Here is a 22,393-nt window from a genome sequence, read left to right on the forward strand (position 1 = left end):
CGGTGAGTGAGCACTCGCGCGCGAAGAGTTCGCACCAGCCGAGTGATCGCCTGACCCAACCTAGATCGGCTGCAGGCGGGACGGTGAATGTAGCCGAAGGCTGTGAATCTTCGAGCGGCGGGACGAGTCTCAGGTGCATCGGTACCTACTGTGATCGAACGAATGAGGGGGTGGCCCAATGCTGGCCGACGTATACCCGTCTGTGACCGTCCGATCGGCGGGGTGGGGTACCTGTTCCGTGGTGTGGCCGGGGCAACAAGTCGACAAGTCGGTTTCGTCGGCGAAAGCTGCTGCGTGCGTAGCCGGTTCGTCCCATCTGCGAAAAACGGGTAGTTCAGCCGATGCGGCAGAGGTCGCGTCTCGGCGATCGTGTTTCACAAGGCGGCCCCCTCGCCGCAACGACGAAGGAGAAATGCCGTGATCGAGTCGATCTCGAACAGCCTACGAAACCTTGCCGTGTCCGGGGTGATCATGACGCTCGCAGTGCTGACTATCTGGAAGTTCCCGATCCCCGGCATTCAGACGTAGGACTCCGGTGCCTCCGAAGCGCCGCAAGCCGCCCGTGGCTGAAGGCCAGCAAGAGTGCAAGAACCGTGCCGGGCACGCTTCCGAGCAACGACATCGAGGACGGCGCCGATGCGGTGACCAAAGTCCCGAAGCCGAAGACAACCAGCAGCGCCATCACGCCGACCACCCACCACGACACTCGCGGCCGGCACGCGATCGCAGCAACGAAGCACAACACGACTGGCGCAGCCAGGACCGGTACGAGCGACATCCCGAAGTGGTCCCACAGGGTCTGATTGCATATGTGTGCCGACATCGTCAATCCAAGCTCGCAGTCGGTGATCTGCATCGGAGTCCATTGCGCGACGGATGCTCCCAGTCCAATATGCACAATCGCGAGCGCAATCCATGCGCCCCTGATCCACATCACTGCCGCCACAGCGCGACCATCACATTCACCAGCAGGATCAGCATGACCGCATACGGGACTGCGACAATCAATTGTTCGACGGTCGTCAGCACTGGACTCCAACTGTTCGGATCGCGGAACTCAGGCGGATCGACCACATTCCACAACATAATGCCGACCAATAGGGCGCAGCACAGCGCAACCGACCCCAACCCCGCTGTGAGATAACGGCGCGCGCGTGGCCATACGTCAGGCAAGTACCACAGATAACTGCCCTTCAGCACCAAGAACGATCCGGGAAGCCAGATGATCGCGGAAAGCAGACCAAGCTGATTCCATTCCACAACCACGCCGCCAACGGTGTCCCACCAGAAGCCGAGCGCGCCTGCGGCGAGCGTGGCACAGAACCACAGCAGAGGCAGAAGTCCGGTGACAGATAAGCCTCGAACCTGAGGCGGCATTGAGACAGACGCATCGGTCATGCGTCCATCATGATGCAGTCGGCTTCACTATTGCGTCTACGGCCATGTACAGCGTCGACGTTTCGCGGTCCAGAATCGACGAGTCGGCAGGCAGTGCTCGCTCGATCGAGATCCCGTTGACGACGGCGTTCAGAAAGTTCACCTGCTGCCCTATATCGCCGTCCACCAGTGCGCCTTCGTCGGCCAGGACGGTCAGCCAGTGCTCCATTCTCCTCAGCCCCTCGGCCGTCATGGCCTGATACGCCGCACGAGTCTTGTCGGTAGGTTCCGACACGATGAACGCGTCGAACACCTTGATCCAAGCCTTCCGCGCTTCGTCCCCCACCTGCGGCGCAACCACCTGTCGTAGGCACGTGACCAGGCGATCGCGAGCCGGGACCGACCTATCGTGGATGATTTCGTCGTCGGGCGTCGCCACGTCGTAGATCGTCTGCAGGACTGCGTCACGCAGCGCGCGCTGCGTCGGAAAATGGTGTCGCAGCGACCCCATGCTGACACCGGCCCGCGACGCGACTGCCCGCACACTGAGCGTCGACGCCGGGTCTTCGCCGATCATCTCGCATGCCGCGATGATCACCTTGGCCCTGGAATCGAGTTCCTTATTCTCTGTCATCGCTCCCATTCCCTCGCGCGAGTGTCTACGCATGCACGGGCTCACCTGAACCAACTCCGAATTAGCACGCCGTGCTAGCACGGTGTGCTAGTGTCGCGCTGTCACTGAAATAGTACAGCGTGCTAGATCGCCGAACAGGAGGGATACAGTGCTCGAACAGCTACGACAACACCGCGCCGCCAGGCGGCTTCGCGCCGGCGACGGTCGACCATTACAGCGCTTTCGGTGGTGGCAACTGCCCGGTCGCGCGCTGTTCTACCTTCGACTCGACGACGCCTATGCGGTGGACGTTCGGCACTGGCAGAACCAGAGCTCGGGCAACGTCACAGCCAACCTCTACCGGAACGGGAGGCAGGTCGCCGCGTCGAAGCTGCCTGCCGCCTTTCCCGTCCGGGGCGGCACGATCCACGTTGCCATGAGCGGCTCCGGAATGAAGCGATGTCACTTCGTCGCCGACGACGGCAGTGAACGTCAACTGAGCCCGGACCTCGCCTCCGCGGAGGGGCGACGCGCACGCCTGGCCCAGAATCACCCGATGACGAGTCGGATGATCGGCGTCGTGTCGGTAGCGATGCTTGTCGTCGGCGTAGCTCTGCTCGTTCTTCAAGTCGCCGAAGCCATTTCGCAGATTCCACCTGTTGCCGACTCTGTCGGCACCTTCACCTCGCCGATCGGTCTGCCGATCTGGCTCAACATCGCACTGGGCCTCGGCGCGGCCGTCGGCAGCATCGAGCGCTCCCTTCGGCTGCGTTACCACTGGCTCCTCGACGCGGTCGGCACCTGACACCACGGACAGAAAGGCAACATCATGAAATCCCGATTGCTTCCGATGGTCGCGGCGGCCGGCCTCCTCGTCGCCGGTTGTTCGGCGACACCGGCTTCGACTCAGGCAGACTCCGAACCTCCTGACCTGCAATGGTCTTCCTGCCCCGACGGCGTCGAGAATCCGGAAACCGGCCCCGCCCGGTTGCAGTGCGCCACGGTGCCCGTCCCGCTGGACTACGACGACCCGGATGGCGAGACGATCGACCTGACGATCTCGCGACTACCGTCGAAGAACCCCGATGCGCGACGCGGCTCGCTCATGCTGAATCCCGGCGGCCCCGGCGGTACCGGGCTCGATCAACCGATCTTTCTGTCGGAGCGAGAAATTCCTCAGGAACTGCTCGATACCTACGACCTCATCGGAATGGACACCCGCGGCATCGGGCACTCCTCACCGATCAGTTGTGGTTTCACGCCCGACGTCGAGTACTACGGCGCCGTCCCGCCGTACGCCTTCGACGAGGCAGCGTTCGACCAGCAGGCGAACACCGCCGAAGAAGTGGCCACGCGGTGTGCAGCCAACGACGACGGACGTACTCAGCATGTGACGACGGCGAACATGGCACGCGACCTCGACCGTATCCGCGCGGCGCTCGGCGACGACAAAGGAAACTTCCTCGGGTACTCGTACGGCACTGCTCTCGGCGCCGCGTACGCGTCGATGTTTCCGGACACGTCCGATCGAATTGTATTGGACAGCAACATAGGTGACACGCATCTCGATCAGGACGGCATGCGTCGTTACGGCCTCGGTATGGAAGACACGTTCCCCGACTTCGCGAAATGGGCCGCCGCACGCAACGATCAGTACGGCCTGGGTAGCACGCCGGAGGAGGTACGCGACACCTATTTCGCCATCGCCGACAAACTCGACCGCACTTCGGTCGAGGGAACCGACGGACGGCTCTTCCGGCTGTCCACGTTCGTCACCCTGTACAACCCGGCGTCGTACGAATCGGCAGCACAGAGCTGGATCGCTTTCCGCGACGGGACACCTGACGACGCACCCCTCGCAGTGGGCGCCGCAGCCTCACAGATGGACAACAACTGGTCTGTCTTTCTCGCGGTGACGTGCAACGACGTCGAGTGGCCGTCGGATCCGGCCGCATACGAGCAGGCCGTCGAGGAAGATCGTCGGAAGAATCCCCTGTTCGGTGCGGCAGCGGCGAACATCATGCCGTGCGCGTACTGGCAGATCGAACAGACCGAGCCTCCCGTCCAGGTCGAGAACGACGGACCGACGAATGTGCTTGTCGCACAACATCAGCGCGACCCGGTCACACCGTTGCGCGGCGGTGAACTGATCCACGAGAAGTTCGGCGACCGCTCCAGGTTCCTCAGCGTCGACGGTAGCGGCCACGGCGTCTACGCCCTCGGCAAGAACACGTGCGCCCAGGACGTCATCACCGACTACCTGGTCGACGGCATCATGCCGGAACAGGACATGACTTGCCCGGCTCCGTAGTCAGCCGCCCAGCGCGACGTCGACGACCAATCCGTGGTGGTCCGAACCTTGAATGACGATGCGTTCCAACGACGTCGGCTGTGCGTCGTGCGTCAGGACGTGGTCGATGCCGATGATCGCCGGAAACGACTTGTCCGTCGGATAGGTCGGCAGGATACCCACGCCCAATTGGTCTGCGGCGTCGGAATATCCGGCGTCGAGCAGTTCTCGGAACTGCTTGTGGGTGTAGGTGGTGTTGAAGTCACCGCTGACGACGACAGGCCGGTCACCAGCCGCAGCGGAGGCCATGGCGTCGCGCAGATCTCGCAGTTCCGACGTCCAGACATCCGGCGGCGTGACGTACGCGGGCCCCGGATGCACCGCAAGAATCTCGAAGGGCATCGAAAACTGAACCTGCGCAGTGAGATTGGTTGGCCCGTAGTAGCCGTCGAGCTCGCGCATATCCGTCAACGGGAAGCGGCTGTAGATGCCTGCGCCACCGCCACCGTTCTCGTCGGGCATCAAGTAGTGGTACGGCAGCAGGTCCTCGAGGCCCTGGTCGCGCAGACGCCCGGCCAGGGTCTCGGTCAATTCCTGCACCGTGAGGACGTCGACAGCCTCGGCGCGAACGGTTTTGATGAGGCTGACGGGATCAGCCGCTCCGAACAGCAGATTCGCCTGCATCACGCGCACCGACGGGCCGTCGACCTCCTGTCCGTTCGCGAGGTACAGCGGACTGATCACAGTTGCACCCAATCCGATCAGTACCGCCGAGATCGCCAACAGGATCCAGCGGCGGAACACCAGGCAGATCAGCGCGGCCACGAGCGTGACCGTCAACAGAAGCGGCACGAACGACGCGAGGGCGATCAGCGGATTGATCGGCCTGTCGGAGAACATCGCGACGACGGCGACCGTGCCCGCTGCAACGCCTGCCAGTCCTGCCAGCTGAGCGACACGGCGCGCAACGACGTTCTCGGTGAACAAGCCCATACGAAACGGTAGCAACTGCGGCTTCGCCGCCGAATCGGTCCCACGTCGGTGCACACCTTCGACGGTGCGGAAGACTCCACCCGCCCCTACCCCCCGGGGGTATCAGCTGCTACGGTCTGACGCATGCGTTCGTTCGGTCAACCCATTCGGCGGGCCGCTCCGGCCGCGCGTGGGCTGATTGTGGCGTTCGTGCTGTTCGGGGTGGTTCTGATGCATTCAGCGCCTCTTGCTGTGGGCGAACACCCCAGCATGCCGATGTTCGCCGACAGTGTGCATCCGGTCGCCTTCGGGGAACACGACTGTTCGACGCCTCATCACATGATGCATCGGTGCGCCGGGACGATCACGACGTGGACGGCGTTGACCTTCTCCACAACGGCGGTTGGTGACGTACCGAGAACCGTTGCTGCCCACAGCCGAACAGGCACCGCACGATCCGAATGGGGTCGCGCCCCGCCGTGGACGCTGTGGACGTTGGACCAGTCCGTTCTCCTGCGAGTGTGACAGGTATTCAGACCGCACTGAAAACCATTCACTCACAGGGAGATCTACAGATGAATACCAAGATTGCACTCGGTGCAGCCGTTGCGGCGGCAGCACTCTTCGTCACTGGATGCAGCAACAGCACGACGGCGGACCACTCGGCGCATCCGTCCACGTCGGTTCAGGCTGCGCCGAGCCACGACGCGACTGCCGTCTACAACGACGCCGACGTCCACTTCGCCACGATGATGTATCCGCATCACGCACAGGCGATCGACATGGCCGAACTTGTACCGGACAGGTCCACGAATGCGGAAGTGATCACGCTGGCGTCGGAGATCGAAGACGCTCAGAAGCCGGAAATGGACCAGCTCGCAGCACTTCTCGCTCAGTGGGGCCAGCCTGCCCCGTCGATGGACATGAGCGGAATGGACGGCATGGAGCACGGGCAGGGCGGCATGATGGTCCCCGACGACATGGGCTCGTTGACGTCGCTGAGCGGACAGGAGTTCGATCGACGATGGCTGACGATGATGATCGAGCACCACATCGGTGCCGTCTCGATGGCTGAAGCGGAGATCGTCGACGGGTCGAACCCGGACGCGATCGCGATGGCTCAGTCGATCGTCGACACACAGAAGGCCGAAATCGAACGGATGCAGCAGCTGCTTGGTTAGCCGAATCCCATCAGCGGGGGTACGGCCCATCGACACACGGTTCGTACCCCACTGCTGGGGGTTCATCTCAGGCGCAGCCGCCCTACTCCGGCGCCTGCTCGTCTTCCTCGGGTTCGAAGGACGATTCCGACGTGTGCCCGACGGCCACTCCTTCGTCGGTGTCCGGGATGGAGCCGTCCTTCCCGAGACCCTCGTCGTCTGTGCGACCTGTGTCAGTAGCCATCGTCGACCTCCTTCTGGGGTTGCGGGTGGGTACCTCGGCCGCGTCGGGCCGAAACTCGGCAGTCAGGGCCGCGAGTCATGACGCGGGTGGCCGTGGGTGCGCCGCTTTTCCTTCATCTCCGACTCGAACACGTGACGTTTTCCGTCCTGCAGGGCGTTTCGGATCGCGCGCTCTTCCTCGCGGAACGCGGTCCAGTAGTTGTCGTCGAAATCTTCGACGATCTGGAACGTCCATCGACCGGCGAGAACGTTGCGCCCGATCAGTTCCGTGGTCAGGCGGTCTGCATGTTCGGCATGCCCGCTGTCCCGCAATTCTTGTACTGCCTCGTCGAGAAGCAGGTCTGCGTGCCCGATCAGCTGGTGCAACTCGTAGAGATGCCCTCGCGCCCGCTCGACGTACTCGAGTGCCTCGGACACCTTCCCGACGGCGGCGATCGTGTCGTCGTCCGCGCCCTCGGGGCGAAGGTGGTCTTTGTCCGGTCCATCTGTCGATTCGCTCACCGCTTCGGAGTTTCCCGCAGTCCATGCGAGCAAACCGCGAGTGAGACCTCTCGACGCGTGTGGCTATGGTTGATCCTGATCTACGGCGCCGTCGGGGCGACAGGAAAGGCTTTACTCATGACGATCGACAATGCTCAGCCCGGTTCACTCGTGGTTCTCGTGACCCGGAAGGGTTCGACGACCGTAGTGTCCGTTCGAGGCGTCGTGGACCTGCAGACGGCACCTCAGCTGACCGAGTCCATCGACGCCGTGCTCGCCGAGAACGTGCCGACGACGCTTATCGTCGATCTCACCGACGTGTCCTTCCTGGCCTCTGTCGGAATGACGGTGTTGATCGAGGTCAGTCGACGGGTCGCCGGCACAGCGCACTTCGCGGTGGTGGCCGACGGTCCGACGACCAAGCGGCCGATGACGCTGATGGGGATCGACCAGATGATCACCGTGCACACCGACCTCGACGCGGCCCTGGCTGCAGTTTCGAGCAACGGCGAATAACGGGACGACGACGGGTGGGTGAAGTAGACGTGGCCGGGTATGACGCTTCCATGGTTGTCCACTCACCCATCAGTCCGACCGTCGCGACGTCGACCGCTGCCCCGCTCGAACTGGTGATCGCGGACGTACCTGCCACCCCCAGCCGCGCCGGCGCCGTCAGACATGCCGTCGCTTCGTGGCTCGATGCGGCCGCAATCGATTCCAGTCGACGCCCAGACGTCGAGCTCGCCGTGTACGAAGCGCTGGCCAACACTGTCGAACACGCCTACCGAGACTTCGATGTCCCGGGAACGTTCACCGTTCGGGCCGCGTTCTCGGCGCTCGAACAGACCCTGGAGGTGGCAGTGGTCGACCATGGTCGGTGGCGACCACCCACACCGAATCCCATGCGCGGCAACGGTTTACCGCTTATTTCGGCGGTGACGAGCGTGTCGTCCGTAGCTCCGTCGAGCGAGGGCACGTCCGTCGTGATGCGGTGGGACGCGGCCGCACTCGCCGGAGCCGTGTAGCGGCGAACCCCGGACAGCATCGAAACCGCCCGGTACGTATTCGGTGAGTGCTTTCGCTGAGCGCCGATGCGTGACAACGTGGGGTGTGCGCGTCGACCACGACCCTGGGGGTTTCGATGAACGACAATGCACAGCATCTCCACAGCCAGATCGCCGAACTGGCGCGGTCGATTCACACGTCGGGCGACCCCGACCCTTCCACCGAAGAAGGAATCTTGGACGACGTGACCACGTGGGCGGCGAAATTCATGACGGCCGTCGATCATGCCGGGGTCAGCCTCATCCATCGTCACAACAAGAAGTACGACTTCGAGGCCGTGGCCCCGACCGGTGACATCCCGCGATTCATCGACCAACTGCAGGACAGGTACGACGCCGGCCCGTGCCTCGATGCCATCCGAAGTCACGGCACCGTTCTGGTTCAGGACTTCGGCCAGGAGACCCGCTGGCCGTTGGTGGCCGACGCCATCGTCGACCAAACGCCTGTGCGGTCCAGCCTGTCGATGCTCCTGTACACCGACACGCAGTCGATCGGCGCGCTCAACCTGTACTCCGAGACGCCCGACGCGTTCGATCAGGACACGATCGAGCAGGCCGAGGCTCTGGCAACGCATGTAGCGGTCGGTATCTCTCGCGTCAGACGCGACGAACAGTTCAAGTCGGCCCTCGCGTCGCGCGAGATGATCGGGCAAGCCAAGGGAATGATCATGGGACGCTTCAGCATCGATGCACTACAGGCCTTCCGACTCCTCAGCAGGCTCTCCCAGGATCGCAACATCCCGGTCACCGAGATCGCGAAGCAACTCGTCGAGGCGGGCCGCGAGACATGAGGCATCGTTGGTCCGCCACAACCGTCTATCGGCTGCCGCGTGACATCGATGCGCCTCAACCGAGCGCGAACGCCACCAAAAAGCCCGCAGCCGTTGCCATTCCGACCCACCACCCGCCGTCGCGGTAGGCCTCGGGCATCAGCGAGTCCGCGAGGACCGCCAGCGTCGCCCCACCCGCGAATGCCTGCACCGTCGAGATTCCGGTTTCCGGGATGACATCCGACAGCAGATAGCCGACGACGGTCACAACGACCAGGACAGCAGCCGTGATGCTCCACAGTCCGAGCGCGCGAGAGTGGCTGAAGCCATGCTGATCCCTCATCAACGCTGCTCCGCCGACCGCTTCGGGCACGTTGCCCACCGCGACCGCGACCAGCAGCACGATTCCCCCGCCGCTGGTGAGCGACACCCCGAGCGCGGTGTTCTCGGGTACACCGTCGAGCACCGTGCCCAGCATCAGCGCCCACCCGATCGCCGCAGGGCCGAGTTTGTTCTCGATCAGATGATTGGCGACGACGTACACGCCCGCGCCGAGGAACAACGCTCCCCCGGCGATCAGGATGCCGGCCTGCTCGAAGGCAGGCGCGAACAGTTCCGACGACACCGCGGCGATCATCGTGCCTGCACCGAACGCCATCATCGCCGCCAGCACGGGTTTGGGTAGCGACCACCGCAAACCCACTGCCGCGCCGACGACCAGGGGCAGGGCGGTACCCACTCCGTACAGGGCAGCTCCGAACGCGTTCATCGTCGACGTATCGCCGCAATAATGCCTGCTCAAACGAAACGTGCTGCCGCCCAAGCGAAAACGGACATTCCGGCCATTCCTCGAGACGCTGCTGCCGCGGCGACGTCAGTCCTCGTCGTCCTCACGCAGGTCCCGCAGACCTCTGGCTACCCGCAAGCCGACGACCAGCGACAGCAGACACCACACCACGAGAATCCCGACGACCCACCAGACCATTCAGTCAGTGTGACAGAAAAACTCTCCATTATCGGTATCGGAGATGGTTTTCCGGCGTGAAAACATGTGGGTTCGCGCCGTGGGCGTCGTGGTAGTCGGTTTGGTGTTGGATGGACCTACGCAGCCGACCGATGTGAACGGATGACCCATGCGCGACCCAACGGACGACCCGGCAATACTGCGGGCTCTCCTCGAGTTCTCACCGGACATGCTCGCGTTGTCCGAGTTCTCCGGCCGCGTCGTGTACGTCAACCCGGCTGGCCTCGCGCTGGTCGGCCTGACCGAGCTACCGGAGTACCCGCACCTCACCACGTCGGAGTTCTTCACCCCCCGCGGCCTCGAGGTGTCGTCGCAGGTCGAGAACGGTCTGAGCACGATCGGCTTCTGGCAGGGCAGGAGCGAGCTGCGTCATCACGTGACCGGGACGGGCATTCCCGTCGTCGTCACGACATTCGTCGTTCGCCGCGACGGCGGCAAGCCCGACCTCATCGCATCGATGATCCGCGACCGGACCGAGGGCGCTCGACGCGATCGCGAACTCGAGGCATCCGTCATCGCGGCGCGTCGTAGCGCGGCAGAAAAGCACGCACTCGCCGATCTCGGTCGGCTGGCGGTGTCGGCCGAGCTCCCCGAGTTGCTCGACGCGGCCGCGGCAGCCGCGTCGACGCTCATGGGTGTCGAGTCCGCGGCCATCGCACGGCATGAACACCCCTCGGACGACTTTCTGCGCATCGACGCCGTGACGCGCGCGATGGGCGACAACCCCGTCGTCCCGTCGGGAGACAGATCGTTAGCCGGGTACGCGATCGAGCACAACGCGGCGACCGTCTGCACCGACACCGGTTCCGAGTCACGCTTCGACACCGCCGCCATGGCAACACTGGGCCTCCACAGCGGCGTCGCGATCCCCGTTCCGATCGCGAGTTCCAACCCGTGGGGCGCCCTGTCGATCTACAGCACCGGGACCCGCGACTACAGCGACCAGGAGGTCGAATTCCTCACCGCCATCACCAGCGTGCTGTCCACCGCGCTCAAACGGATCGATCTCGACAACGAACTCCGCATACGCTCCATGCACGACTCTCTCACCGGACTTCCGAACCGAGCTTTGGCCTACGAGATCATCGACGACGCATTGGCACGGGCGAGTGAGGAATCGACTTCCGCCGCATTGCTGCTGCTCGACATCGACGATTTCAAGGTCATCAACGACAGCCTCGGTCACGACGCGGGTGATCGTGCGCTGGTTCGGTTCGCGCACCGCCTGTCCGCCACGGTTCGAGCCGAGGACACCGTTGCCCGACTCGGCGGCGACGAATTCTTGATCATCTGTGAACGCGTCGACGACATCACGCACGCGGAAAAGCTTGCGCACCATATCTCGACGTCGATCGCCACACCGAAAGCAATGGACGAAGCGCCCGTCCCGTTGAGCGGGAGCATCGGCATCGCCGTCTCGAAGCCGTCGTCGACGCGGAGACAGCTCGTGCATCAGGCGGATCTGGCGATGTATCGCGCGAAGGACAGTGGTGGCGGGTACGCCGTGTTCGACACCGGCGATCTGTACGACGCCGATCGCGTCCGGTCGTTGTCGGTCGATCTCCGAAATGCACTCGCACACAACCAGTTGCATCTCGTGTACCAACCGTTGGTCGACATCGCGACCGGCACGTTGGTCGCCGTCGAGGCGTTGGCCCGATGGGAGCACCCGGTACACGGACTCGTGGAGCCGAGCGAGTTCGTTCCGGTCGCCGAAAGGACCGGTCTGGCAACGGCACTCGGATCCTGGGCGCTGCGGGCCGCCTGCGCTCAGGCGGCGAAGTGGCGACGTTTCTCCGACGTCGAGATGCGCGTGAATGTCAGTGCGCTGCAACTCCGTAACACCGCTTTTCCGGGCGAGGTGGCGGCGGTACTCGACGAAACAGGCCTGCCACCGGACGCACTCGGTCTCGAAATCACCGAGACCGTCTGGGTGGCTGATACCGCACGGGTTGCCGACACGATCGCCGCGCTACATTCGATGGGGGTGGCGCTGCTGCTCGACGACCTCGGGAAGGGCCACAGCTCCATCTCCTACCTGGACCGCTATCCGATGTTCGAGTGCTTCAAGATCGACAAGTCCTTCATCGCGAAGCTCCCCACACCGCGCGCCACCGCGGTCGTGACGGCCATCGTCGCGCTCGCCAAGGCGTTCGGCGTGACCGTCGTCGGCGAAGGCGTCGAGACCCGGGAGCAGCTCGACGCACTGGCCGCGACCGGCTGCGACCTCGCGCAGGGGTACCTCTTCGGCCGGCCCATGAGTGCGGACGATCTGACGGCGACCCTTCCGCGCAGATAAAGGTGGGTTAGCCACGCCCCAGCCGGGTAAGGACAGAAACGGGCGGGGGTAGCAGAAGGAGACAAGGTGCCCGACGCAAGTGTGGCCGAGTCGCGGATCGTGGAGATCAGCGAACGTTGCCTGACAGAAGTAGGTGTCGACGGTGTGGCCGTCGCAGTTCTGACCGACGACGCCGCCAACCGTGACCTTCTCCACGCCACGAGCGACGACGCCGCTCGGATCGACGAGCTGCAGTTCACCACCGGTGAAGGCCCGTGTTTGCGCGCGTTCGTTCGCGGCGAACCCGAGCTGCACGCGAACATCCAGGACGATGCGGCGTCATGGCCTACGTTCGCGTCGGAACTCGTCGGCGAACTGGGTGTGAACGCCGTCTTCGCCTTTCCCCTTCTCGACGGTGGCGCGAAGCTCGGTGTGCTCGAGATGTACCGTCGGGAATCACGCCCGTTGACGGCGGAACAGTATGCGGCCGCCGAGCGTGCGGCAGCAGCGTTGGGAATGGCTGCGGTCGTCGAACTGGTCTCGTACGCAAGCACTCTCGAGAAGGGGACCATCGAGCAACATCAGGGCCCGTTCGCCCCGGAACGAGCCGACGTCAACATCGCCGTAGGAATTCTGTCGGCGACGCTCCGCGTGGCACCGGAGGAAGCGTCGGCGCGGCTGCGGGCACGGGCGTTCGCCGAATCGAAGTCGATCTCGTCTCTCGCTCACGACATCGTGCACAACCGCAGTTCACTCGACGACGACTCGCGGAGCGCGTGATGTTCTTCCTTTTCGGCTACGGCGCCAAGCAGAAGCATCTCGGGCCCGGCCAGGTGCGCACGTGCCCGCGGTGTCACAACACGACCCAGTGGTCCCGAATCAAGCAGTTCAAACAGTTCACGGTCTTCTTCATCCCGCTCGCGCGGTGGAGTCGGTCGCAGTTCGAGCAGTGCGGGATCTGCGGAACGGCCGTGGAGGTCTGACGGGTCGGCGGCTGAACGACATGTCCCAGTTGTGGTCCTCCGATCAGGGATCCCGGACGGCAGCGGGACAAGTGGGACATTACGTCCGCCGCTTCCGAGAGTTTCTTCTCCGACGGACGACCTCCACGAATTCACGGGCAACTTTCTCCGGGTCGGACAACACGTCGAACGCCGAGTACCGCAGCACCAACCAACCCTCGAGCACCAGATAGTTCTGTCGCCGCCGATCCTTGCTGAACACCTCTGGCGCGCTGTGGAACTCGCGTCCGTCCACCTCGACGATCACCATCGCCCATTCGTCCACCAAATCGCATACATAATCGCCCACCCGGTAGTTGACACGCATCCGCAGACCCAGAACGATCAGCGTCCTGCCGAGAACACGCTCGGGTTCGGAAGCGAAACCGATTGACGCAGTGGCGATCAGCCCTGACGCGCGCTTGTTTCCTCGCAGGTTCGGGGTGCGTCCGATGAGTGACGTCACTTGGTCTCTGTCGACGTCGGTCGTCAAGCGCTGGTCGACCAGCCGGGCAGCATCCTGCAGCGTCATGACCGCGACACAGTCGATCAACGTTCTCGGTTCGATGGGCACAGGTAGTCCCCCGTGTACGACGCGTTCACCGGCCGGAAGGGTGCGCCGGTACATCGTGATCCAGCTGGGGAGCCGGGGTTTCAATCCAGGACCCAGACTTATCTCGAAGACTGCCGGTTCTTCGATCCAGCCGTAGAGCCACGCTGCAGTCCGATGGCTGAGCAGTGCGGTTGGCTGCCACAGTGTGATCGCGTAGCAGCGGGCCATCGCCGACGGTTCCTCACTGCAGTAGATCTCCGGCAGAACACGTACGTAGCGACGCGCAATCGAGCTGCTCGACATTCCCAGATCGAGAAGTTGGCGCCTGGTGACTATTCCGTATGGATGCACAGTGAACGAGCATCGGGTAGCCGCGCACACGAACACGGTTGTCGACCTGGGATTTCAAATTGCGCTGTGGAGAAACGAATCCTGTGGATAGCGGGCGTGATGTCCCACTTGCGGCCGCCGCGTCAGGGATCCCGGACGATACCGGCACAAGTGGGACACCGGCCCCTCAATCCCTGTTCTGATAGACGTCCGGAATTCCGTCGTGGTCGTCGTCCCGGGTCTCCAGGGTCTCGATGTCGCGGTACGCCTTGTTTCGGGTGCGCAGGATGACGGACGCAAGTGTTGCCGCGATCAGGGAGCCCGCGAGAACCCCGACCTTGACGTGGTCGTCGCGTTCGCTACCAGCCCCGAAGGCGAGGTCTCCGATCAGTAGTGAGACGGTGAACCCGATGCCCGCCAGCATTGCGACTCCCAGCACGTCGAGCCATTTGAGCCCCGCGTCGAGGGTCGCTTTGGTGAAGCGCGACACCAGGTAGGTGGTGCCGAAGATGCCGATCGTCTTGCCCACGACCAGCCCGGCGATGATGCCGATCGCGATCGGATCGGTCAGTGCGCTCGCCAGCCCGGTCAGACCGCCGACGGTGACTCCGGCTGCGCAGAACGCGAACAGCGGTACGGCGACGCCCGCCGAGATCGGGCGGATCTTGTGCTCGAAGTGCTCCGCCAGGCCGGGTCCCGCCTCGGGCCCACCGGCTGCTCTACTGCGAACCACCGGCACCGTGAACCCCAACAACACTCCGGCGACGGTGGCATGGACGCCGGATTCGTGCATCAGCACCCACGTCACCACGGCGAGCGGGATGAGAATCCACCACGATCGAATACGCTTCTGCACGGCAATTGCGAAGAGTGCCAACGGAATCAGCGTCAGCCCGAGAGCGACGAAGTTCAGGTCGTCGGTGTAGAAGACCGCGATCACCGTGACCGCCAGCAAATCGTCCACCACCGCAAGCGTCAACAGGAACGTACGCAACGCTGCAGGTAGGTGCGTGCTGATGACTGCCAGCACTGCCACCGCGAACGCGATGTCGGTCGCCGTCGGTATCGCCCAACCCAAGAGCGCGCCGTCACCGGTCCGCAGATTGACGAGCACGAAGATCAGCGCTGGCACAGCCATACCGCCGACGGCTGCAGCGATCGGCAGCGCGGCCCGGGAGCGGTCGCGCAAGTCACCGGCGACGAATTCTCGCTTCAACTCGAGGCCGACCACGAAGAAGAAGATGGCCAGCAGCCCGTCGGCCGCCCACGTCGACAGCGTCAGGTCCAAATGCAGCGCCGACGGCCCGACGCGAGTGTTCATCAACGAGTGATAGGAATCGGACCAGCCCGAGTTGGCCCAGACCAGTGCGACGACCGTCGCGACCAACAACAGTGCGCCGCCGACGGTTTCCTTGCGCAGAATCCGTGCGATGCGGTCGGTTTCGGGCCAGGAGCCGCGGGAGAACAATGGCATCCGGGGTTCGGTCATCAGTCTCGTCGTGCCTTTCGTGCATCGATGGTTGACGCCACACACGAACGTGAAGACCGAAAGTGCGCAGCGCGAAATTGTTGCCGACCAGACTTCCCGGCGCACCGATATGTCAGTCTACGCATCGCTGACGGCACCTACCGAGGCGGGAGGGGATACGGCAACTTCCGAGCTAGTGGCCGACGCGGTCGCCGAGGGCGCGAATTCTTTCTGCGATGTCGTCGCGAATCAGACGCCACAGTCGCCTACACAGGGGCTGCGAACCCCACTGATGTCCCAGTTGCCGCGTTCACATCAGGGATCCCGGCCGGCAGAAGCAGAAGTGGGACATCACTCCCGCCGCCGTCGCGAGTTTCGTCTCCGCCGGACTACCTCCACAATCTGGCGCGCGGTTTTCTCGGGGTCGGACAGGACATCGAATGCCGAGTACCGCAGCACCAGCCAACCGCAGAGCACCAGTTCGTTCTGCCGACGGCGATGCCGGCTGAAAACGTCGGGCGCGCTGCGGAATTGGCGCCCGTCCACCTCGACGATCACCATGGCCCACTCGTCGACAAGATCGCACAGGTACGAGCCCACCCAGTAGTTGATGCGCAGCGGAAGGCCGAGGGCAATCAGCGTTCGGCCGAGGGGTTGCCACAGCGTGATCGCGTAGCAACGCGCGATCGTCGAAGGTTCTTCGGTGCAGTAGACCTCGGGTAGAACTCGCACGTAGCGACGGGCTATCGAACTGCTGGGTATCGGCCAACGCCAGGAGTTCTGGTCGGGTGACGATTCCGTATGCGTGCACTGGAGGAGCATCGGGGCACCGACCGCCGTGGACGTCACGCCGACCTGGGGTTTCGGTGTGGTCTGTGGATAGAGCCGATCATGGGGAGTGGGAGTGATGTCCCAGTTGCCCGCCGTCGATCAGGGATCCCGGATGGCGGGCGCGCAACTGGGACACCACTACCGACAAACCGCTAAGTCCGCTCTTGCAACACCCGGACTCGACGGAACTGCCTGCACAGCGGGGCATCTCGACCCTATGCCCGCCGAGACCTTGGCCACCGTGCCCATTGCCTTCGACCCTCGACAGCACTGGGCCTTCGTCCCCAATCCCTCTGTGTGCGTACATATATGGACCTGTGCACACGTATACCTTGCACGCGCCTGACGGCAGTCGCAGAATGAACACTGTTTCGCCGGGGCGAAAGGGGAACATCGGTGAGCACCGTATCGATCGACACGTACGACTTGGAAGAGGCCGAGGAAGTCTTCAGCGCGGCATATTCCAAGATGCATTTCTCGGCTCCGCCCGGGACGCCCACGCACACCAAAGTCGAACGATCCCAGCTCGATAACCTGACACACGACGAGATCGACTTCAACTACGAGTTGAAAGCGCATGTCGACCCGCTGCCGGACATCGCGCTGTGCCGCGTGCACTCGGGCATCCTCACCCAGCAGTACCCGGGCGGACACCTGGAGGGTGCACGGGCCGACGAGATCACCGTTGTCGGATCACAGATCGGTAAGCCGTTTCAGATCAACGCTCACAGCGCGCACTACGACGTCGTCACCATCGACCGTGCCCGGTTCGACCGCGCGGCAGGCGGCTCGTCGGCGATCGGTGAACCATCTCCGGCAACGCTGACCGGAACAAGTCCGATCTCTCCCGAGGCCACTGCACACTTGATCTCGGTGGTCGACCACATCACGCGCGATGTGATGCGCAGCCCGTATGCGTCATCCAGCCCGTTGGTCATCGACAGCGTCTCGAACTATCTGGCGTCGGCCCTGCTCCAAGCTTTTCCCACCACTGCACTGCTCGAGCCGACCATCGAGGATCGCCACGACAGCACCCCCGCGCTACTGCGTAAAGCCATCGCCTTCATCGACGACAATGCCGAGCGCAGCATCGCCATGAGTGACATCGCCGAGTCGATCTACGTCAGCCCTCGGTCACTGCAGTACATGTTCCGCAAGCATCTCGACACCACACCGACGGAATACCTGCGACGCGTCCGCCTTCACCAGGCCCACCTCGAACTCGTCGCCAGTGATCGCATGCGCACCACCGTCGGCCAGATCGCCGCCGGGTGGGGCTTCGGGCACCTGGGCCGTTTCGCCAGCTATTACCGACAGCACTACGGAGTCAGCCCACATCAGACGCTGCGACGCTGACAACCGGATCCTTGTACAGATTGCGAACGAAACACGACACGTTCGTCCACTCTGCGCATGGCTGCCCCTCGTAACCACCGTGGAGACCTGCTCGCGGTTACGCTCATATCGGGTCGAACACACCGGCTCCGGCGGTGTTTCGTTCGACCTTCTTCACTTCCCTCTCAGCGCACCGCCGAACGGTCGTCTACCCCTCGGCAGCCCCGTAGCCCATCGAATTCCCTGCGATCGGTGAACGGGACTGCAGACGACCAGAGCCGCAGACCCTCCGGGGTCTGCGGCTCGCGGTGTTTCTGACACAAAGCATGCTTGTGGAAACCCAGATATCTTCGGCGTAGACGTCGCGATCACTACAACAGCGACAGCACGAAGGCCGATGCCGACGCGTTCGGTGGTGTCGACATCGCGGTCAACACCGCGCAGGCTTCGAGCCCCGTGTCGCGGTGAACAGAATCCAAGGGACGTCGCCGACGACGGCAGTCATCGACACCGGCTGTTTCGCGTTCGTCACCGCAGAATCGGGGCGTAATCACCATGGGCAGGTGGTTGTCCTGGACATCGACGAGGACGCTCCGCTGGCACCGGTTCAAGCATTGTAATTGCGTCACACCAAGTCTCGACTACGACAGGCGCTACTCGACAACCTGAAACCACCGCGCGCGGCACCGATAACCCTTGGCAAGGAAGCCTAGGCTAACCTGAGAGTCCGATCCACGACTCGACAGGAACACCCTTGACTCTCCGAACGACCCTCCGCGCGGCCGCGGCACTGACCGCTGCAGCGGCGGTAACCGTCACCCTGACAAGCTGCAGCTCGTCCGAACCCGAGCACACCGCCGCGCCGACGACCGCTGCATCCGACGCCTCCTTCCCGGTGACCGTGCAGCACATGTACGGCGAGACGACGATCGAGACCGTCCCCGAACGGGTCGCCACGTGGGGCTTCGGCACCACCGACGCAGCTCTCGCGCTGGGCGTGGTCCCGATCGCGATGCCGACGGCCGATTACGGCGGCGGCGACGATCTCACCTACCCGTGGGTCAAGGACAAGATCGACGAACTCGGCGGCGAGGCACCCGTCCTCCTGGACAACGCAACCTACGAACTGCCCGTCGAGCAGCTTCTCGCGACCGACCCCGATGTTCTTCTCGCGCCGCACTCCGGTCTCACCCAAGCCGAGTACGACGCGGTCACCGCAGCCGGCATCCCGGTCGTCGCACCACCCGAAGAACTCTGGTCGACGCCGTGGCGCGACGTCATCACGACCACCGGTACCGTTCTCGGACGCGTCGACCAGGCGCGTGACGTCGTCGCCGATCTCGACAAGCAGGTGTCCGACGCCGGGGCCGAACACCCCGAATTCCGCGGCCGCACAATTGTTTACGTGTCCGAAGCCGAGGACGTGTACTACCTGCTCCTGCCCTCCGATCCGCGTGTGGAGCTGCTGACCAACCTCGGTTTCACGTCGGCGCCGTCGGTGACCGAGCTGGCGACGGGCGAATCCCCCTTCTCCACAACCGTTTCCGCGGAGAACCTGTCGAAGATCGACGCCGACGTCGCGTTCACTCAGGTCGACACCGACGCCGATCTGCAGGAGTTCCTGTCGTCGACGACGTCGCGTCAGATCCCGGCCGTCGCCAAGGGTGCCGTGGCCGGCTTCGTCGGAGAGGAAGTCGGCTCGGCCATCCCGCCGACGGCCCTGTCCATTCCGTATTTCTTGCCGACGCTGGTCGACGGGCTCGCGAAGGCCGTTACGGTCGCGTAGGCGCCTTCGGCGCACGTGCACGGAAATACGTAGCCCGCTACGTATTTTCGTGCACGTAGCGTGCGGAGCCACACCATGCCGTACCTTCATCCCATGACGGCTCCTCGCACTGCCGACGCACGCCCGACCAGACACCTCACGGTTGCCGCCCTCATTGCACTCGTCGTCGTGTATCTGGCCGTCATTCAAGGCATCGGTTGGTTGATGTCGCGGGGCCTCGATGCGCAATACGCCGCGCCCACCACGATCGACGAATTGTGGCGTGGGATGACATTTTCCATCGCCCTGTCGGTGGTTCTGGTCTATGCCGTCGTCGCATATCTTCGGTGGTGGCGGCCGGTGTGGGTCGACGACCGACCGGTCCAACGCTGGCTTATCGTCGTGCCGATACTGATGCTTGTCTCGATTCTGGTCGTCACCGACTACTCCGGCCTCGCCGCGCACGGTGTCGCGTTCACGGCACTACTGCTGCTCACGTGTCTTCTGGTCGGCCTCGGCGAGGAGACCATGTTTCGTGGCATCGCCGTCACGTGCTTCCGCACCAACAACTTCAGCGAAGGCAGAGTGGCGCTGTGGAGCACGGTCATCTTCGGTGTCGCTCACGCCAGCAACATCATCTCGGAAGGTTCGAAGGCGTTCATCCAGGTCGTCGCCACGATCATTGCGGGCTACTTCTTCTACATCGTTCGCCGACGCACCCACGGCCTGCTCGTGCCGGTCATTCTGCATGGGCTGTGGGACTTTTCGCTCATCTCGGGTCAGACGACGCCGGGTGAGAGTCATCCGATCGCTGTGTTGGCGATACTCACCATGGTCGTGCTCGCGATCATCTTGGTCATCCGACGCCATCACATAGAACCTGCGGCGCCGGGCGTGGTGTCCCACTAGCGCACCATCCATCAGGGATTCCTGATCCGAAATGCAGGACCGGGACACCCGCGCCGGTTTGCTGACTGATTCGATGTGCGTCAATATAGATACGTGTCGAATCAAGAACCCTGCTGCCCCACCGAGCCTGTCCGTGATCCCCTCGGACGGGACGAGGCGTCGACGTTGGCGAGTGCGTTCAAGGTCCTCGGTGATCCGGTCCGGCTTCGACTGCTGAGTGTCATCGCAGCCCAGGCGGGTGGCGAGGCGTGCGTCTGTGACATCTCCCCCTCCTTCGACGTGTCGCAACCGACGATCTCGCATCATCTGAAGGTGTTGCGCGACAACGGTTTCGTCACCTCCGAGCGTCGCGGCACGTGGGTCTACTATCGAATCGTGCCGTCGGCGCTCACGCAACTGACGTCGCTGCTGACGGAGCTCGCGGGTACGGAGATCGCAGCATGAGCGCCGAAGCCCCGCCTACCGTCGTCGGAAAGCTGTCGACGCTCGATCGCTTCCTACCCGTGTGGATCGGTGTCGCGATGGTCGCAGGCCTGATCCTCGGACGCGCGATACCCGGGATGAATTCCGCGCTATCCGCGATATCCGTCGACGGCATTTCGCTCCCGATCGCCCTCGGCCTGCTGGTCATGATGTATCCGGTGCTCGCGAAGGTGCGCTACGACCGCGTCGCTGCGGTGACCGGTGATCGCGCACTCCTGATCTCGTCGCTCGTTCTCAACTGGCTGCTCGGCCCGGCGTTGATGTTCGCACTCGCGTGGCTGCTGCTGCCGGATCTTCCCGAGTACCGGACGGGTCTGATCATCGTCGGACTCGCGCGCTGCATCGCGATGGTCGTCATCTGGAACGACCTCGCCTGCGGTGATCGTGAGGCGGCTGCCGTTCTCGTCGCCCTGAATTCGATCTTCCAGGTGCTCATGTTCGCCGTGCTGGGATGGTTCTACCTCTCGGTACTCCCGGGATGGCTCGGCCTCGAACAACAGACGATCGACACCTCTGCGTGGCAGATCGCGAAGTCGGTGCTGATTTTTCTCGGCATTCCGCTCGTAGCAGGATTCCTCACCCGACGTCTTGGCGAAAAGGCAAGGGGCCGAGCGTGGTACGAGGACCGGTTCGTACCGGTCATCGCGCCGTGGGCTCTGTACGGACTGTTGTTCACCATCGTCGTTCTGTTCGCGCTGCAGGGCGACCAGATCACGTCGAAGCCGTGGGACGTGGTGCGCATCGCCGTACCGCTGCTGATCTATTTCGCGGTCATGTGGGGTGGCGGTTTCGCCCTCGGTGCCGCGCTCGGCCTGGGTTATCACCGCACTGCCACACTGGCTTTCACGGCGGCAGGCAACAATTTCGAACTCGCCATCGCGGTGGCGATCGCAACCTACGGGGCGACGTCCGGGCAGGCCCTTGCCGGGGTGATCGGCCCTCTCATCGAAGTTCCGGTGCTCGTAGGTCTGGTGTACGTATCCCTATCTCTCCGTGCACGTTTCGGAGACGGCGCACGCAATGTCTGATCCGGTGAGAGTCTTGTTCGTCTGCGTCAGCAACCGCGGCAAGTCCGTGATGGCCGAGCGCCTCGTCCCGACGATGACCACGTCGATCGCCGCGTCGTCGGCCGGCACCGCAGCGAAGATCGGCGGAACGGTCAACGAACTGTCCGCGACAGCGCTCGACGAAGTGGGAGCCGACGTCGCCGATCACCGACCACGTCAACTCACCGACGAGTTGATGCAGGCCGTCGACATGGTCGTCGTGGTCGGTCCAGCCGAGGTCACGCCACCACCGGGGGTGACGGTCGAACGGTGGGCCACCGATGAACCGTCGGAGCGGGGCATCGACGGGCTCGATCGGATGCGGCTGATTCGCGACGACATCGCCACGCGCATCCGCGCTCTCGTCGACCGCATCGAGCGGTAGGCGAGAGCGCGACGAA

The 22,393-nt window shown here is 63.7% G+C and carries 27 protein-coding genes; 18 read left to right on the forward strand and 9 right to left on the reverse strand.

Annotation, left to right across the window (positions count from 1 at the left end):
- The first annotated feature begins 593 nt into the window (after positions 1–593).
- Complete coding sequence (locus RhoFasB10_RS04435; RefSeq protein WP_068425697.1) at positions 594–803, forward strand: hypothetical protein; 210 nt, start codon at positions 594–596, stop codon at positions 801–803.
- Between the two features lie 130 nt (positions 804–933).
- Here RhoFasB10_RS04435 and RhoFasB10_RS04440 read toward each other — a convergent pair whose 3' ends face one another.
- Positions 934–1,398, reverse strand: coding sequence for a hypothetical protein (locus RhoFasB10_RS04440; RefSeq protein WP_157105294.1), 465 nt, complete (start codon positions 1,396–1,398; stop codon positions 934–936).
- 7 nt (positions 1,399–1,405) lie between these two features.
- Positions 1,406–2,011: a TetR/AcrR family transcriptional regulator gene (locus RhoFasB10_RS04445; RefSeq protein ID WP_068426256.1), complete on the reverse strand. Its 606-nt coding sequence runs from the start codon at positions 2,009–2,011 to the stop codon at positions 1,406–1,408.
- Positions 2,012–2,159: 148 nt separating this feature from the next.
- Here RhoFasB10_RS04445 and RhoFasB10_RS04450 point away from each other — a divergent pair, with 148 nt between their 5' ends.
- Positions 2,160–2,795: a hypothetical protein gene (locus RhoFasB10_RS04450; protein ID WP_068425703.1), complete on the forward strand. Its 636-nt coding sequence runs from the start codon at positions 2,160–2,162 to the stop codon at positions 2,793–2,795.
- Between the two features lie 24 nt (positions 2,796–2,819).
- Positions 2,820–4,301 carry an alpha/beta hydrolase gene (locus tag RhoFasB10_RS04455; RefSeq protein WP_068425708.1) on the forward strand — a complete coding sequence of 494 codons (1,482 nt, stop codon included), beginning with the start codon at positions 2,820–2,822 and terminating at the stop codon, positions 4,299–4,301.
- Here the strand turns inward: RhoFasB10_RS04455 and RhoFasB10_RS04460 are convergent, their stop codons facing one another.
- Complete coding sequence (locus RhoFasB10_RS04460) at positions 4,302–5,273, reverse strand: endonuclease/exonuclease/phosphatase family protein (RefSeq protein ID WP_068426262.1); 972 nt, start codon at positions 5,271–5,273, stop codon at positions 4,302–4,304.
- Positions 5,274–5,396: 123 nt separating this feature from the next.
- Here RhoFasB10_RS04460 and RhoFasB10_RS04465 point away from each other — a divergent pair, with 123 nt between their 5' ends.
- Positions 5,397–5,777, forward strand: a complete 381-nt coding sequence (locus RhoFasB10_RS04465; RefSeq protein ID WP_068425711.1) for a DUF6153 family protein — start codon at positions 5,397–5,399, stop codon at positions 5,775–5,777.
- Positions 5,778–5,827: 50 nt separating this feature from the next.
- Positions 5,828–6,433 (forward strand): DUF305 domain-containing protein, encoded by a 606-nt coding sequence (locus tag RhoFasB10_RS04470; protein ID WP_167675268.1) that lies wholly within the window; start codon positions 5,828–5,830, stop codon positions 6,431–6,433.
- Positions 6,434–6,515: 82 nt separating this feature from the next.
- Here RhoFasB10_RS04470 and RhoFasB10_RS04475 read toward each other — a convergent pair whose 3' ends face one another.
- Together RhoFasB10_RS04475 and RhoFasB10_RS04480 are read right to left on the reverse strand one after the other, a co-directional pair.
- Positions 6,516–6,656 (reverse strand): hypothetical protein, encoded by a 141-nt coding sequence (locus RhoFasB10_RS04475; protein WP_165839503.1) that lies wholly within the window; start codon positions 6,654–6,656, stop codon positions 6,516–6,518.
- Positions 6,657–6,718: 62 nt separating this feature from the next.
- Entirely contained in the window at positions 6,719–7,156 is a 438-nt protein-coding gene (locus tag RhoFasB10_RS04480) for a hypothetical protein (protein WP_068426267.1), read from the reverse strand.
- 117 nt (positions 7,157–7,273) lie between these two features.
- Here RhoFasB10_RS04480 and RhoFasB10_RS04485 point away from each other — a divergent pair, with 117 nt between their 5' ends.
- The 3 genes from RhoFasB10_RS04485 to RhoFasB10_RS04495 all read left to right on the forward strand — a co-directional run bounded on the left by RhoFasB10_RS04485 (position 7,274) and on the right by RhoFasB10_RS04495 (position 8,990).
- The gene (locus tag RhoFasB10_RS04485; protein ID WP_084423759.1) at positions 7,274–7,651 is read left to right on the forward strand and encodes an STAS domain-containing protein; all 378 of its coding nucleotides are present in this window, start codon (positions 7,274–7,276) and stop codon (positions 7,649–7,651) included.
- Between the two features lie 50 nt (positions 7,652–7,701).
- Positions 7,702–8,160: an ATP-binding protein gene (locus tag RhoFasB10_RS04490; RefSeq protein WP_167675270.1), complete on the forward strand. Its 459-nt coding sequence runs from the start codon at positions 7,702–7,704 to the stop codon at positions 8,158–8,160.
- A gap of 116 nt (positions 8,161–8,276) precedes the next feature.
- Positions 8,277–8,990, forward strand: a complete 714-nt coding sequence (locus RhoFasB10_RS04495) for a GAF and ANTAR domain-containing protein (protein WP_167675272.1) — start codon at positions 8,277–8,279, stop codon at positions 8,988–8,990.
- Between the two features lie 55 nt (positions 8,991–9,045).
- Here the strand turns inward: RhoFasB10_RS04495 and RhoFasB10_RS04500 are convergent, their stop codons facing one another.
- Positions 9,046–9,738, reverse strand: coding sequence for a ZIP family metal transporter (locus RhoFasB10_RS04500; protein WP_167675274.1), 693 nt, complete (start codon positions 9,736–9,738; stop codon positions 9,046–9,048).
- Positions 9,739–10,102: 364 nt separating this feature from the next.
- On the opposite strand from RhoFasB10_RS04500, the gene RhoFasB10_RS04505 reads away from it, so the two are divergent.
- The 3 genes from RhoFasB10_RS04505 (at position 10,103) to RhoFasB10_RS04515 (ending at position 13,254) form a co-directional block, all read left to right on the forward strand.
- On the forward strand, positions 10,103–12,292 hold the full coding sequence (locus RhoFasB10_RS04505) for an EAL domain-containing protein (RefSeq protein WP_167675276.1): 2,190 nt from the start codon (positions 10,103–10,105) through the stop codon (positions 12,290–12,292).
- 66 nt (positions 12,293–12,358) lie between these two features.
- Positions 12,359–13,051 (forward strand): GAF and ANTAR domain-containing protein, encoded by a 693-nt coding sequence (locus RhoFasB10_RS04510; protein WP_167675278.1) that lies wholly within the window; start codon positions 12,359–12,361, stop codon positions 13,049–13,051.
- Complete coding sequence (locus RhoFasB10_RS04515; RefSeq protein WP_167675280.1) at positions 13,051–13,254, forward strand: zinc-ribbon domain-containing protein; 204 nt, start codon at positions 13,051–13,053, stop codon at positions 13,252–13,254. Before RhoFasB10_RS04510 ends, RhoFasB10_RS04515 begins: the two co-directional genes overlap by 1 nt.
- A 79-nt stretch (positions 13,255–13,333) precedes the next feature.
- Here the strand turns inward: RhoFasB10_RS04515 and RhoFasB10_RS04520 are convergent, their stop codons facing one another.
- From RhoFasB10_RS04520 to RhoFasB10_RS04530, 3 genes are all read right to left on the reverse strand, one after another.
- On the reverse strand, positions 13,334–14,128 hold the full coding sequence (locus RhoFasB10_RS04520; protein WP_167675282.1) for a DUF559 domain-containing protein: 795 nt from the start codon (positions 14,126–14,128) through the stop codon (positions 13,334–13,336).
- 214 nt (positions 14,129–14,342) lie between these two features.
- Positions 14,343–15,644, reverse strand: a complete 1,302-nt coding sequence (nhaA, locus tag RhoFasB10_RS04525) for a Na+/H+ antiporter NhaA (protein WP_240930871.1) — start codon at positions 15,642–15,644, stop codon at positions 14,343–14,345.
- A 330-nt stretch (positions 15,645–15,974) separates the two neighbouring features.
- A complete protein-coding gene (locus RhoFasB10_RS04530; protein ID WP_068425730.1) occupies positions 15,975–16,355 on the reverse strand; it encodes a DUF559 domain-containing protein in 381 nt (126 codons plus the stop codon).
- Between the two features lie 495 nt (positions 16,356–16,850).
- Between RhoFasB10_RS04530 and RhoFasB10_RS26780 the strand changes: the two genes are divergently transcribed.
- The 7 genes from RhoFasB10_RS26780 (at position 16,851) to RhoFasB10_RS04565 (ending at position 22,377) form a co-directional block, all read left to right on the forward strand.
- Entirely contained in the window at positions 16,851–17,810 is a 960-nt protein-coding gene (locus RhoFasB10_RS26780; RefSeq protein ID WP_084423724.1) for a helix-turn-helix transcriptional regulator, read from the forward strand.
- A gap of 443 nt (positions 17,811–18,253) precedes the next feature.
- A complete protein-coding gene (locus RhoFasB10_RS04540; protein WP_174551411.1) occupies positions 18,254–18,409 on the forward strand; it encodes a hypothetical protein in 156 nt (51 codons plus the stop codon).
- A 134-nt stretch (positions 18,410–18,543) separates the two neighbouring features.
- On the forward strand, positions 18,544–19,575 hold the full coding sequence (locus RhoFasB10_RS04545; protein ID WP_068425736.1) for an ABC transporter substrate-binding protein: 1,032 nt from the start codon (positions 18,544–18,546) through the stop codon (positions 19,573–19,575).
- Between the two features lie 93 nt (positions 19,576–19,668).
- Complete coding sequence (locus tag RhoFasB10_RS04550) at positions 19,669–20,463, forward strand: type II CAAX endopeptidase family protein (RefSeq protein WP_068426277.1); 795 nt, start codon at positions 19,669–19,671, stop codon at positions 20,461–20,463.
- A 93-nt stretch (positions 20,464–20,556) separates the two neighbouring features.
- Positions 20,557–20,907 carry a metalloregulator ArsR/SmtB family transcription factor gene (locus RhoFasB10_RS04555; RefSeq protein ID WP_068425740.1) on the forward strand — a complete coding sequence of 117 codons (351 nt, stop codon included), beginning with the start codon at positions 20,557–20,559 and terminating at the stop codon, positions 20,905–20,907.
- Positions 20,904–21,974: an ACR3 family arsenite efflux transporter gene (gene arsB / locus RhoFasB10_RS04560; protein WP_068425743.1), complete on the forward strand. Its 1,071-nt coding sequence runs from the start codon at positions 20,904–20,906 to the stop codon at positions 21,972–21,974. The genes RhoFasB10_RS04555 and arsB overlap by 4 nt, the downstream gene beginning before the upstream one ends.
- Positions 21,967–22,377, forward strand: a complete 411-nt coding sequence (locus RhoFasB10_RS04565) for a low molecular weight phosphatase family protein (protein WP_068425746.1) — start codon at positions 21,967–21,969, stop codon at positions 22,375–22,377. The genes arsB and RhoFasB10_RS04565 overlap by 8 nt, the downstream gene beginning before the upstream one ends.
- Positions 22,378–22,393 lie beyond the last annotated feature (16 nt).

The organism is Rhodococcus sp. B10 (assembly GCF_011770055.1).
GTDB classification, from domain to species: Bacteria; Actinomycetota; Actinomycetes; order Mycobacteriales; family Mycobacteriaceae; genus Rhodococcoides; species Rhodococcoides kyotonensis_B.

What these genes read in the sequence shown, in the direction of transcription:
- RhoFasB10_RS04440 (WP_157105294.1), bottom strand. Translation starts at nt 1,398, where the DNA reads ATGACCGATGCGTCTGTCTCAATGCCGCCTCAGGTTCGAGGCTTATCT.
- RhoFasB10_RS04445 (WP_068426256.1), bottom strand. Translation starts at nt 2,011, where the DNA reads ATGACAGAGAATAAGGAACTCGATTCCAGGGCCAAGGTGATCATCGCG.
- RhoFasB10_RS04455 (WP_068425708.1), top strand. Translation starts at nt 2,820, where the DNA reads ATGAAATCCCGATTGCTTCCGATGGTCGCGGCGGCCGGCCTCCTCGTC.
- RhoFasB10_RS04460 (WP_068426262.1), bottom strand. Translation starts at nt 5,273, where the DNA reads ATGGGCTTGTTCACCGAGAACGTCGTTGCGCGCCGTGTCGCTCAGCTG.
- RhoFasB10_RS04465 (WP_068425711.1), top strand. Translation starts at nt 5,397, where the DNA reads ATGCGTTCGTTCGGTCAACCCATTCGGCGGGCCGCTCCGGCCGCGCGT.
- RhoFasB10_RS04470 (WP_167675268.1), top strand. Translation starts at nt 5,828, where the DNA reads ATGAATACCAAGATTGCACTCGGTGCAGCCGTTGCGGCGGCAGCACTC.
- RhoFasB10_RS04475 (WP_165839503.1), bottom strand. Translation starts at nt 6,656, where the DNA reads ATGGCTACTGACACAGGTCGCACAGACGACGAGGGTCTCGGGAAGGAC.
- RhoFasB10_RS04485 (WP_084423759.1), top strand. Translation starts at nt 7,274, where the DNA reads ATGACGATCGACAATGCTCAGCCCGGTTCACTCGTGGTTCTCGTGACC.
- RhoFasB10_RS04490 (WP_167675270.1), top strand. Translation starts at nt 7,702, where the DNA reads ATGGTTGTCCACTCACCCATCAGTCCGACCGTCGCGACGTCGACCGCT.
- RhoFasB10_RS04495 (WP_167675272.1), top strand. Translation starts at nt 8,277, where the DNA reads ATGAACGACAATGCACAGCATCTCCACAGCCAGATCGCCGAACTGGCG.
- RhoFasB10_RS04500 (WP_167675274.1), bottom strand. Translation starts at nt 9,738, where the DNA reads ATGAACGCGTTCGGAGCTGCCCTGTACGGAGTGGGTACCGCCCTGCCC.
- RhoFasB10_RS04505 (WP_167675276.1), top strand. Translation starts at nt 10,103, where the DNA reads ATGCGCGACCCAACGGACGACCCGGCAATACTGCGGGCTCTCCTCGAG.
- RhoFasB10_RS04515 (WP_167675280.1), top strand. Translation starts at nt 13,051, where the DNA reads ATGTTCTTCCTTTTCGGCTACGGCGCCAAGCAGAAGCATCTCGGGCCC.
- RhoFasB10_RS04520 (WP_167675282.1), bottom strand. Translation starts at nt 14,128, where the DNA reads ATGTCGAGCAGCTCGATTGCGCGTCGCTACGTACGTGTTCTGCCGGAG.
- nhaA (WP_240930871.1), bottom strand. Translation starts at nt 15,644, where the DNA reads ATGACCGAACCCCGGATGCCATTGTTCTCCCGCGGCTCCTGGCCCGAA.
- RhoFasB10_RS04550 (WP_068426277.1), top strand. Translation starts at nt 19,669, where the DNA reads ATGACGGCTCCTCGCACTGCCGACGCACGCCCGACCAGACACCTCACG.
- arsB (WP_068425743.1), top strand. Translation starts at nt 20,904, where the DNA reads ATGAGCGCCGAAGCCCCGCCTACCGTCGTCGGAAAGCTGTCGACGCTC.
- RhoFasB10_RS04565 (WP_068425746.1), top strand. Translation starts at nt 21,967, where the DNA reads ATGTCTGATCCGGTGAGAGTCTTGTTCGTCTGCGTCAGCAACCGCGGC.